10 protein-coding genes and 4 tRNA genes are annotated in these 11796 nt (G+C 37.2%); 5 read left to right on the forward strand and 9 right to left on the reverse strand.

All coding sequences use genetic code 11. The features are described from left to right. Window positions 1-156 precede the first annotated feature (156 nt). From EBF12_RS02965 to EBF12_RS02990, 6 genes are all read right to left on the reverse strand, one after another. Window positions 157-444 carry a DUF3240 family protein gene (locus tag EBF12_RS02965; protein WP_002955427.1) on the reverse strand — a complete coding sequence of 96 codons (288 nt, stop codon included), beginning with the start codon at window positions 442-444 and terminating at the stop codon, window positions 157-159. Window positions 445-452: 8 nt separating this feature from the next. Then, on the reverse strand, window positions 453-1106 hold the full coding sequence (locus EBF12_RS02970; RefSeq protein WP_121726342.1) for a hypothetical protein: 654 nt from the start codon (window positions 1104-1106) through the stop codon (window positions 453-455). A 158-nt stretch (window positions 1107-1264) separates the two neighbouring features. Continuing rightward, the gene (locus EBF12_RS02975; RefSeq protein WP_121726343.1) at window positions 1265-3541 is read right to left on the reverse strand and encodes an endonuclease MutS2; all 2277 of its coding nucleotides are present in this window, start codon (window positions 3539-3541) and stop codon (window positions 1265-1267) included. A gap of 13 nt (window positions 3542-3554) precedes the next feature. Further along, window positions 3555-3947, reverse strand: a complete 393-nt coding sequence (locus EBF12_RS02980) for a hypothetical protein (RefSeq protein WP_121726344.1) — start codon at window positions 3945-3947, stop codon at window positions 3555-3557. Beyond that, window positions 3947-5266 carry a UDP-N-acetylmuramate--L-alanine ligase gene (murC, locus tag EBF12_RS02985; protein ID WP_121726345.1) on the reverse strand — a complete coding sequence of 440 codons (1320 nt, stop codon included), beginning with the start codon at window positions 5264-5266 and terminating at the stop codon, window positions 3947-3949. Before murC ends, EBF12_RS02980 begins: the two co-directional genes overlap by 1 nt. Continuing rightward, window positions 5263-6444: a succinyldiaminopimelate transaminase gene (locus EBF12_RS02990; RefSeq protein WP_121726346.1), complete on the reverse strand. Its 1182-nt coding sequence runs from the start codon at window positions 6442-6444 to the stop codon at window positions 5263-5265. The genes murC and EBF12_RS02990 overlap by 4 nt, the downstream gene beginning before the upstream one ends. Between EBF12_RS02990 and EBF12_RS11040 the strand changes: the two genes are divergently transcribed. The 5 genes from EBF12_RS11040 (at window position 6417) to EBF12_RS03010 (ending at window position 7156) form a co-directional block, all read left to right on the forward strand. After that, the gene (locus tag EBF12_RS11040) at window positions 6417-6593 is read left to right on the forward strand and encodes a hypothetical protein (protein WP_157979043.1); all 177 of its coding nucleotides are present in this window, start codon (window positions 6417-6419) and stop codon (window positions 6591-6593) included. The two genes, EBF12_RS02990 and EBF12_RS11040, sit on opposite strands and share 28 nt — an antisense overlap. Window positions 6594-6674: 81 nt before the next feature. Then, window positions 6675-6749 (forward strand) — tRNA-Gly (locus EBF12_RS02995). Between the two features lie 90 nt (window positions 6750-6839). After that, window positions 6840-6927 (forward strand) — tRNA-Leu (locus tag EBF12_RS03000). A 35-nt stretch (window positions 6928-6962) separates the two neighbouring features. Further along, window positions 6963-7037: transfer RNA gene (locus EBF12_RS03005), tRNA-Cys, on the forward strand. A gap of 31 nt (window positions 7038-7068) precedes the next feature. Next, window positions 7069-7156: transfer RNA gene (locus EBF12_RS03010), tRNA-Ser, on the forward strand. A gap of 478 nt (window positions 7157-7634) precedes the next feature. Here EBF12_RS03010 and EBF12_RS03015 read toward each other — a convergent pair. The 3 genes from EBF12_RS03015 to EBF12_RS03025 form a co-directional block, all read right to left on the reverse strand. Beyond that, window positions 7635-8894, reverse strand: a complete 1260-nt coding sequence (locus tag EBF12_RS03015) for a glycosyltransferase family 2 protein (protein ID WP_157979044.1) — start codon at window positions 8892-8894, stop codon at window positions 7635-7637. 208 nt (window positions 8895-9102) lie between these two features. After that, complete coding sequence (locus EBF12_RS03020; RefSeq protein ID WP_121726348.1) at window positions 9103-10371, reverse strand: glycosyltransferase family 2 protein; 1269 nt, start codon at window positions 10369-10371, stop codon at window positions 9103-9105. Between the two features lie 13 nt (window positions 10372-10384). Beyond that, the gene (locus EBF12_RS03025; RefSeq protein WP_121726349.1) at window positions 10385-11707 is read right to left on the reverse strand and encodes a protoporphyrinogen/coproporphyrinogen oxidase; all 1323 of its coding nucleotides are present in this window, start codon (window positions 11705-11707) and stop codon (window positions 10385-10387) included. Window positions 11708-11796 lie beyond the last annotated feature (89 nt).

Genomic DNA, 11796 nt, shown 5'->3' on the forward strand with positions numbered 1-11796 from the left:
TCTAGTGCTGAAATAAGTCAAAGAGTAGATAGAGTAGCTAAAGATATATTAGATGATGTGAATAAGAAGAGGTTTTAGGGGGATTTAGATTCTAAACTTGCATTTTATTGAAAGCAAAAAGGCGGTGTAGATTTTAAAATTTAAAAAATGCAGAATCTACACGCGTGTAGTGAAGTGCGTGTAGATTCTCATATCATCTTTGCCAAAGGCTTGAAGCAGTTTATTGACAATAAATTGTGCTTTTTCTTCATCTAAAAACATTCTAAAAAGCCCATATTCCTGTCTTCCGCTTACTTGTTCTGCGGCACTTTGTAATAATGAGCTAGAAGCATATTTGGAGCAATGGATATAAAAAAAGTCATCATATCCATCTTCAAGCAGCATATCAACAATGGAATCTTTAAGTGTATCTTTAAAATAAATATCAATACTTAGCTCTTGCATAACTCTCCTTATTTGAGTGGATTTTGTGAATCTTCGCCATAGGCCACAATAAGACGCAATCTAAAGATTCCAATAAGAAAGCATATAGCTCCCCACAGCATTACCGCAAGTGTGCCAAGCGAGATAACAGCTACAAGCATATTATCACTAATGGCAAACATTGCTGTGCTTATGATAGATAGGAAAAACCCCACAAATCCAACTTTTGCACCAAAAAAGAAAAGATGATCATTTGTGATAAAGCTTAGCTCCTTAGCAATCTGCCACGCTAAATAGCAAACAATCACAGCAATACTAATGACACAAAGCTCATACGCCGGACTTGGAATCTTGATATAATCAATAAGCGTTATAAATGCACTTGTGGCAAAATTAAACACATACAGCATAAATAATCTTTTACGCAAAGCAAACCTTGAGAGATAAAAAAAGGTAAATGCTATACAGAGTGTTGTAAGCGTGTTGGCAATGCTTAAAATACCAAGGGCTTTGGTTTGATTATTTAGAAGTGCGTAAGCTGGAATCGCCCCGCATATCGCAATAACAATGGAGAGAATCCATAATATCTTAGCTCTCCGCAAAAGGGGTGTTTGATGGATAAAGTGAATGTGGTGCTTAACATCTAGCAGTGTGGGCATATTCTCAACTTTAAACAATGCCATTTTTGTCCTTTTTGCTTAATTGTATTTGCTTCAAAATAGGGTGGATTATAGCTTAAGGCATATAAGCCCTGCCTTAAGGCACTTACCTTAAGATAAAAGGCGTACGAGCTAGAATCTCACAGCTTTAAGGTTTTATAATTTCAACTCCATAGCCTTATTTAGAGTTTAATTACTTTAGCACCAAAGCCGCCCATATTTGCCGGAGCATCATCAAAGGATATGATTTTTGGGTGCTGTTGTAAATATTCTTTAACAAGCCGACTTAAGATTCCCGTGCCAATGCCGTGATACACAAGCACTTCATCATACCCAGCCATAAGGGCATTGCTTAAAAATTCATCAAGCTTCTCTATGGCTTCCTCCCCTCGCATTCCGTGTAAGTCAAGGCTCACACCCACACTTTTATTTTGTGCAATCTTAAATGTTGTTTTTTGCAGATTCAAGCTTTTGGGGCTTTGCTGTGTTTTTTTAAGATTTGCTATTTTTTCTTTCAATTTCATACCGCTTTCAAGCTCTACAAGGCAGGTTTCACCTTTGATACTTAGAATCTTTCCCCTTGTATTTTGATATTTGACATAATCATTCACTTGGAGATTCTGCTTTTGAAATTGCGTAGATGGCTGTGCTTGAAGTGCGTTAAAAGCGGAGTGAGCAGCATTAAAGGCTTTGTGAATCTCCTTGCTCTCTTTTGCTTTAAGGGCGTCTTTTAGGGTTTGTGTGGCTTTGTGATATTGAGTTTGTAAGGTATGCTTTAAGGCTTGAAACTCTTGCTTTTGCTGCTCTTCTTGCTCTTTGAGAGAGAGAATCTTGTTTTGATACTCTGTGATTTGTTTTTCTAGTTGCTCTTTTTTGTGCGTAAGCTCAATCTCTAATGCACTTGAGCGTTCTATCAACTCATTGAGCCTTTGTCTATCTTCTCCATACACATCTTTAGCTTTTTGAATCAGTGTAGATGGGATATTGTAACGCTGGGCTGTTTCAAATGCGTAGCTCTTGCCAATACTACCATCAAGAAACTCAAAAAGTGGTCTTTGGGTATTTATATCATACATCGCCGCACAAAGTTGGACTTGCGGATTGTTTGCCATAAGGGCGGCTAGGCGCTTATGATGAGTGGTGAGCAAAATCTTAGCCTTGTTTTCTAAAAGATGCTCTAAAAGCACCTTAAACAGACTTGCCGCTTCATCAGCATCGGTGCCTAGCTCAATCTCATCAATGCCGAGCAAAAGATTTGGCGTGTTTAGAATCTGTGAAAACTCTAACATTCTGCCGGCAAAAGTGGAGATGTCATTTTTGCTATTTTGCGGGTCTGAAATAATGGCGTTAATATGCTTAAAATGTGGAATCTTGGAGCGGTGGGGATTGATTTTAAGAGGGATAAGAAATTTGCTTAAAAAACACGCACTTAGAATTGATTTTAAAAGCATAGTTTTGCCCCCAGCATTTACCCCTGTAATCATTAGGCAATCGCCGCTAAAGTCAATGCTAAGTGGCTTTGGGGAATGCAAGGCAGGGTGGCTAAACTCGTGTAAGATGATGTGATTTTTAGAATCTAGTGCGTAAATAAAGCTAAGATTCAAAGCCTTAGCAAAGCTCAAACGAGCAAGAATAGAATCAAACATATCAAAGCAGTGATTGAGGAATTTTAAAAATGGTAGATGTTTAGTGAGAGTGCTTGAAAGCTCCTTGCAGATGAGATATAGGCTTTCTTCCAAGCTATTTTTAAGTATGTTTTGACGCTCTTTAAGCGTGAGTATAGAATCTGGCAAGAGGTAGAAAAAGCCGCTTTGAGAACGCTCTAGCACCATACCCTTAATGCTGTGATTATATCCAGCTTTAAGCAAAAGGCATTCATTTTGATTGATGTAATGCACGGATTTATCCACAAGGTAGGGCAGTAGGGCTTGTGTATGCAGGAGCTTTTGTAGAGATTCATCAATGCGGATTTTTGTTTGTTTGATTTGTGAGTAAAGCTCATCAATATACGGATAAATGCCCTTTGTAATCTCGCCTTTTTGGGTAAAAAATGTGGGGAGCTTGGCAATGACTTCAGGGATTAGAATCTTATCGCACCACGCTTTTGTGCGAGGCGAGCAATCAGCAATGTGCTTTTTAAGATATATAAAATACCCCACAAGCTGCGAAAAGCTAAAAATCTCATTTAAACTTAAAGTGCCTTGTTTTTGTAGGTGGAGAAGGGGAGTATCAAGCTTTGGCAGCCTTGGCAGGGGCTTTAACTCTACTGAATCTAGTTCTTGTAAAAGGGAGCTAAAAAACTGCCTATCGCCCGGAAGCGCAAAAATGGGAAAGGTAGAAGTGAAGTGTGAATCCTTATTTTTTTCTCGTGCGAAAAATGAAGCAAACTTTTCTATAAACGCTATTAAATCAAGCCTTGAGACGAGAATCTCATAATCTTGCTTAGGTTGCTTTGTCATGGAAAAAAGAATCCTAAGATTCTGCGTTGTTTGTTTTGGAATCTGTGGATTCAGATTCTATATCGCAATCTTGCAGGGGGATAATAATGCGGTTGTATTTTGAATCTGCCCTGCCTTGGAAGCTCATCGTGCCATTACTTAGGGTAAAATTTTGTGTAGTAACACGAAGTTGTTTGCCTTGAAAGTTGCAAATAAGTGGAGTTTCACTTACAAACGCCGTCTTTAAACGCTCTAGATTCTGTGTTTGTTTATTTTGTAAAAGATTATATACGCCAATAAGGATTGCTAGGCTTAAGATACAAATGCCTAAAATCACTTTTGTTTTGGTGGATAGCTTACTTTTAGCAAATACAAGCCCGATTGCCACAAATAAAAAAAGTAGTAAGATGAAAATAAAATAACCCATTATTTTTCTCCCCGTAATTGATAGGTAATATCCCCCGCTCCAAGCCCTATGATAAGGGCATTTTCAAGGATTTTTAGCAAGACTTCATTCTCATAGAGATAAATTTTTCCATCTTTTGCTTTTAAATGTGTGGCAAATGTTGGGTTGTATCGTGCAAAAAGTTTAGCAAAATCAATCCCAATATGCTCTTCCCCAGCCCTCCACACAGGCAAAATCACAAGCTCATCGCAGCCATTTTCAAAGCAATTCACAAAAGATTCAAGATTATCAAGCACACGGGAGTATTTATGGGGCTGCCAAATGGCGATGATTTTTTTATGGGGTTTGAGATTGTTATAAATAGCTACACTTTTGAGTGTGGCTAGAATCTCAGTGGGGTGGTGAGCGTAGTCATCAATAATGGTTGTGTCTCCTTTTGAAAGAATATCAAAACGCTTTTTGATACCTTTGAAATGTTGCAAGTTCTGCTTAATAGCGGGGAGCTGTGCCTCTCCTAATTCATCAATAGCACATAAAATCGCTAAAGAGGCATTTTCTGCCATATGCTCCCCAAAGCCCCATACGCTAAATTTCCCATAGTGCTTTAACTCAAAGCTAGTGCAAGGCTCATCATCATTTAACTCAAAATGTATATTTGTAATATCATTTTTTGGATTAAGCCTTATAGCATCTATATCCGTGAGGGAGTGTAAAAACGCATCGCTTGTGTTTAGCACACGCTTTTTTGCTTTAAGGATAAAGTCTTTATACGCCCCATAAAACTCATCTAAATTATGATTATAGCTTTCCATATGCTCTGGCTCGGCATTTGGGACAATGGCGTAGTAGGGATTTGAGTTTAAAAAACTTCTATCAGATTCATCAGCTTCAAAGATGATGGTTTCACTCTTTGCTTCACGCACATTTGAGCCAAACTCCTTAGAATCCGCCCCGATAATCGCCCCATATTGCGGGAAAATCGCACTTAAAATCGCACTTGTCGTGGATTTGCCGTGCGCTCCACATACGCTAAAAACACGCTTTTCTTTGAGGATAAAGGCTAAGGCTTCCTTGCGTGAAAGCACTTTAATACCTTTTTTGTGGGCTTCTTGCACTTCAACATTATCGGGCTTAATAATGGCAGAATGTATAATGAGATATTGATTTGTAATGCAGTTTGCATTGTGTGGGATAGTGATAGTTACGCCGTGAGATTTAAGGTATTTTGTCGCATTGCCCTCACTAATATCAGATCCGCTAATCTCCGCCCCTTGAGCGTGTAAATACTTTGCTAAACCGGAGATTCCAATCCCGCCAATGCCGATAAAATGTATTTTCATTCCTGCTCCTTTTTGTAAAGTGTTTTGTAAAGTATAAGTGCCTCTCTAAGCTTCAGCAAGGCTTTTTGTGTTGTGTCATTATCATGCACAAGGGCGATTCTTACATATCCCCTGCCTTGATTCTCCCTGCCCAAATAACTTCCCGGGAGGGTTAGCACACCGCATTTTTCATAGGCAAATTTACAAAACGCTTCATCATCGCCCACTTCAAGCCATACATAAAATGTGTAGGGATAAATCTTACAATCCCTATCTAAAAGCCATTGATCTAGAATCTCTTGGGCTAGGGCGAGATTTTTCGCATAGATTTTGCGGCTAGATTCAGGACTTTGCATATCTTGCCACGCTGTTGCGGCAGCTTTTTGCAAAGGCAGGGGCAAGGCACAGCCTAAATATGTGCGATACAGATTATACGCTTTTAGAATCTCACAATCCCCTGCCACAAATCCACTTCGCAAACCCGGTGCCGAGGAGCGTTTGGAGATGGAATTAAGAGCGATGATATTTTTAAAGTCTTTATTGTTTGCCTTAAGTGCGGCTTCAAGTATGCTAGGTGGCGGGGAATTGCTATAAATCTCACTATAACACTCATCGCTTAAAATCACAAAATCATATCGCAGGGCGTTTTCTACCCATTGGATAAGGGAGGGCATATCCATAACCTTGCCAGTGGGGTTATTTGGGGAGTTTAGAATCACAATATCTACTTCTTTGAGTTGGCTTTCTGTGAGTTGTGGAGTGAAGTCATTTTCTTTTGTGAGATTCATATGAATAACTTTTGCCTTAGAGGCAATAGCCGCACCCTCATAAATTTGGTAGAATGGATTTGGATAAGCAATGGTTGGATTTGCCTTGCCATAGAGATAAAATTGCGGAAAGTTAAAAAGCACTTCGCGTGTGCCAAAGGTTGGGATAATGTGCTGGTGTGTTAGGGTGATATTGTAGCGTTGCTTAATGAAGTGAAGTTGTGCGTCTTTAAGGTAGTCCTCGCCACTTGCTTTTGGGTATTTATTTAATAGCGGTGCGTTGTGCTGTAGAGATTCTACAATATTTTGTGGTGTGGGGAATTGCGGCTCACCGATGGTGAGTGTGAAAAGCTCACAATTTTGCGGAGGAGTGCTATTGCTTAGAAGGGTGCGTAGCTTTTCAAATGGATAACTTTCAAACTGATGTAGCACAAAAACTCCTTATGATGATGTGTTTGACATTTGCACAGAATCTAAAAAGGCTCATTGCCATTTATTATGATGCTATTGAAAATTTATATTTGGACTTATTTGCTTTGTGTGATAGTTGGGATTATATAGCAAAAAAATCAATGTTTTGACTACAATTTACCTATTTTTTGCGTTTTTGCCCTTGATTTTTTTAACAAGCATTGCTACAATTATGCCCTTAAAAGTCGTATGCGGGAGTAGCTCAGTGGTAGAGCACAACCTTGCCAAGGTTGGGGCCGCGGGTTCGATCCCCGTCTCCCGCTCCATTTGACTTAAACTAGAATCCACAAAGTAACTTCTTTTTACAATATGTTTTTAATATCTGTAAAGTATTTGAGTTGCGTTTTTGGAATAAAGCCCGGGTGGTGAAATTGGTAGACACAAGGGACTTAAAATCCCTCGGACATTGCGTCTGTACCGGTTCAAGTCCGGTCTCGGGCACCACCTTAGAGTTTTTTGTAGGATATTAATTAAGAGGTGGCGACATAGCCAAGTGGTAAGGCATGGGCCTGCAAAGCCTTGATTCCCCAGTTCGAATCTGGGTGTCGCCTCCAATTTACACACTTCTTTCTTTACAAAATAAGGCGGGAGATGGCTGAGTGGTTGAAAGCGGCGGTCTTGAAAACCGTTGAGGGTCATACCTCCGGGGGTTCGAATCCCTCTCTCCCGGCCACTTTTTTGGTAGATTTTAAGGAAAATTTGACTCTTGACTAAAGTTTATAAATCGATCTGGTAAGGATTTTTTGCTGTGTGTGCAGTTTTTTTCAAATATTCTTTTTGCTTAAAGTATTTTTTTGTGTAGTGGCTTATGAGCATTACAGTTATAAATTTGTGCATATATGGGGCGTTGCTGTGCGTGGTGTTCCGTTTGTATTTTTTATTTGCAGGAAGGATTATAGGCGTAGACTAACCTAAAAAAATAGCTCTGTTGCACTAGAAATCCACATATTCATAAGTGAGCATAGTTCTCGTAAGAATTAAAGTTTTGCAAGTTCATACACATTAACATACAAATTGTATAGCAATATATAATAAAAACTTATACCAGAAACAAAAGTGAGATCCACAATGTGATGTGGATCGATAAAACTTTGTACAATTTGTTGTTTCTATGCTGTATCCTTACAGTAAGTTTAAGAATAAATTAAGGATTATTTGCTTTTCACAATCCATTCTCGCCAATATCGTTTTGTTTTTAAATGAATTTTTGTATTTGCAAATTCTTTATCATAAAGTTCTTGTGTTAATTTACAAGATTCTAAAATATTGGCATTTTTGGTAGGGTTATGACAATTTGTTAAGATTTTAAATGGTTGTGGAATGAAACCACATATACGCCCTATTTTTCTCCAAGCACGAACAAAAAAGTCTTGTTTGTAGAAATGTAATATAAATGCCATTGTGTAAACAATCGCAGGATTTACATCAAGCCTTTGCATAAGATTTTTAAAATTCCTTTCTCCTATTATTTTCTCATCTGTTGTCATATATTTTGTATATTTATGTCTCTCTCTTACAATGGTGACACAGATAATATAGGCAACAGATTTTGTTCGATAAAATCGTTGTGTTTTTTGACTTTGAAGCATAGAAGCGTTAAGCATACATTCCCACATCCACATTGTTATTCCTATATGCTTTAAGTTTGCATAATCTCCACCAAGCTCTTTGGCACACTCGATTGTATCTTTTGGTAGATCATAAAATTCTGCAACCTTCTGCTTCTCAGGTGAAGTGCCTATCCAAGTTAAAGGAACATATGAGTGGATATATCGTTCACCTATACTTGCCATGGCTGCGCTTGCATAACCATCACCGGCAATGCTTTTAAAAAATATACCATTTTGAGCTCTTTTGATATAGGCTATTACATCTTTATGGACAAGACTTCCAGCATAAATCTGTGGCATAGAAAAAAAACCTTCACCCCTTAACAATGTGGGCATAAATTCCTTGTCGGCACTTTTAATAATATATCGAGATTCGGCTATATATTGTGTTTGTATATTTCCATATTTTTTGCCACAGTCTTGCCAAAAGTAATATGCTCTCTCTCCATTGATAACCCTAATGTTTTGTGTATTTGCCAACTCTATCAGTCTGTCAGCAAGAGAGAAAAAATATGGTTGTACCCCATCATCGCTTCCCACTATCGTAATCCAATCACCCTGTGCTTGATCTAACAAGTATTCAAAATGAGTGGACATTGTTTTAATCGATGGTGGTCGCAAAATTTTTACACACGGATGTGTGATGGTTTGGATATATTCATACGACCCATCACTTGAATAATTATCACTTACAAGCAGTTCATAATCTGTTCTATCACCAGCTTGTGATAAAACACTTGCAATGGCATACTCCAAAAACTCTTTACGATTCCTGTTGGGTATAATAATACTATATTTCATCATAGCTCCTTGTTGTAAGATAAATTTATGGAAGTGGTAAAAGAAAAGGTAGTTATAAAAGAATAAAATCTTGTGCGATATACATAGGGATATGGCACAACAGTATGATAAACATATGAAGCTAGAGAAAAAATAATTGTATTAATGAATTGTTGCGAGAATGGAATGGCAAACCATACTCTCTTTGTACATAGAAAAAAGAGTATGATTAAGGTATTAATGGGGGGGGGGTAATTATATCTTTTGTTGATTGTAATGATAGAAAGTTACCAGTAGCAATATTTTTAATATTTTTCAAAAATACAAAAAGCCATAAATGATTGATTTTTAGATACATTTTGAATTTTTGATGTGGAGTGAGATTTTCATATGTTTGAAAAATTTGTATTTGTTTGTGTAGGCAATTTTGCGCATAGAGCTTAACTAAAGGTGCTTTATTTTCAACATACTTTAAATTCTCTATATAATTACCCATCAAAATGCCTAACAAATCATTTTTTTTATTGAAAATTCTTAACATTTGTGGATTTTGCATTATAAACATCAAAGCTATACTTGGATTATTAATGCAGGATATTTCAGGATGTTTTATTACAAGAGACATTGCTCGATAACAATATACATCTCCACTTATTGCGGCACGATTAAAAAATGTCATATCGGCACTTGGAAATTCGTTTTCATCATATCCCCCAATTCCTATACACTTAGCACGATTATGTAGCACAGCACTAGGTGGAAGTACTACAAAATCTCCAATTTTTTGAGGTTGCATTTGTTTTGACAATAAGTAGGGTTGTGAGTAAAAAAAATTACTCACAATTTTTTGCATTATGCTTTTAGGATATATCATTGTGCTGTCATCTTCCTGGGCAACACCTATTAGATACGCTTCTTTATATGAAGGATTTGCAACAAGTTTTTGCATCATACCAAGATATTGTGGCAATAATTCGTCATCACTATGCAAAAGGCATACCCATTTGCCACGGGCTAACTCTAAACAGCGATTCCAGTTATTGTATCCACCAATATTTTGTGAATTTTGATAGTAGGTAATTTGTCCCCTAAATTCATCTAGCAACATAGATTCTGCCACAAATGTTGTGTTGTTTGGATTTTCTACGACAATAACTTCATAATACCAAGAAAAATTCTGCTTCAATGCACTTAGTAATGTACGCCTCAATGTCTCAACACGATTAAATGTGGGAATAGCAATTGTAAATAGAGGTGCATCTTGTGAGCTAGAATCTTGTGTAAAAACACATCTAGATTCTATATGTGCTACAACGGCAAAATTATCTCTAGGAAATACGAAGCTTGATGGATCAAAATTGGGATCCATATATTTTTCACATTGTTCTCGCGCTTTTTGAATCATTGCGTATTGCTCAGCTTTTGTATAGTGATCTCTCAAGTTGCTACCACCAGCCTCCCATTGATCGACTTTTAAATTATCTTTTTGATTTGACATACTAATCTCTCCTTTAAATTTTATCTACTGCTCTTTTTCCACTTAAAAAACTCTCATCACTCCAGAGATAGTCCCACTCTCCAAACCTTCCACAAGATACAACGCCATTCTCTTGTAAAAAATCTAAAGCAATTTTCCTATATCTCTCTATACCGTGCGTAAATATTATATTCCCATAGGGCCATATACGAAAATCTTCACATATTATATCATTTAATACTACCCCCCCCCCCATTCTAACTAGCCAATCTTTAGTATGTGCTAGAAAATATTGAGATAGATTTGAGCCTTTTGGTGCTAGTTTTTCTAAAGGCTTAAATGTGGAAAAATACACTTCAGCTTGTAAGCTAGAGCAGCCTTTTGGGGCATTGTTGGGACTTTTCTTAGATGGACTATATACTCTTGCAAACAAAATGTCCTCATCATAAACATAAAACCACAAATTTTTGGGTATATCCGGTTTATTAAAGCCAAGAGAAATAAGCGCAACTTGTGTATGATGAAGATTTTTAGCTGCATCTTTTACATCCTTGTGGGCATTTGGCATCATTTTGATGATTTCAGGAAGTGGAAGTGTAGAGATAAGCACATCGTAGGAAGCTTGTTTGTCATCTGTAAAAGACAAAATTTTCTTTTTTGTGTCAATATGCTTAACTTCTTTGTTGTATTTTATAGTGATTTGATGGGCTAGATTCTTTACAAAGGATCTATATTGTCCTTCTTCTGGGTATCTTTGCTCTTGTGCGTAATAGGTTGTTGGAGTATCATCTGTCATAGCCCCTTCTAACACTTCCTCAACACTTGGCTGATAGAATCTTGATCCAACCCACTTTGCATTTGTATTAAGCTCTTTTGCTTCAACACTCCAATATTTACGCGTATATTTCATTGAAAAATTTTCGGTAAAAAATGTCCCATATTGTGCTTTTAACCATTCTTCAAAATTCTCTAATTTTTCTTTTTTGTTATGATTATTCATCATATCTTTAATGGCTTTAACTTTCATCTCTACTGGCAAATGAAAAAGATTATTTTGTGCTGGGTGTTTAAGCCAAGATCCTTGAAAATAGTTTATAGGATCTGGTATATGCCGTATAGGCTTACTAGATTCTGCAAATACTTTTTGGACATAAGAATCCTTAGCAAAAGACAAATGCACCGCATTGTCAAACCAAAATTTACCCTTGTTAGAATCTATATAAAATCCACCGCATAATCCGCCCCAATCGTTTGATTTTTCATAGATTAACACTTCGGCATTAGGATATTTTTCTTGTGCGTGGAATGCAGCTGAGATTCCAGCGATTCCTGCACCCAAAACAGCAATTTTTTTCATTGTTTCTCCTCAACCATCATTTTAAATCCTTCTCGTAATGTAATTTTTTGCTCCCAGTTTGGTAGGGTTTCTCCACCTTCCCAAGGAGT

The organism is Helicobacter labetoulli (assembly GCF_003670275.1).
GTDB lineage: Bacteria > Campylobacterota > Campylobacteria > Campylobacterales > Helicobacteraceae > Helicobacter_C > Helicobacter_C labetoulli.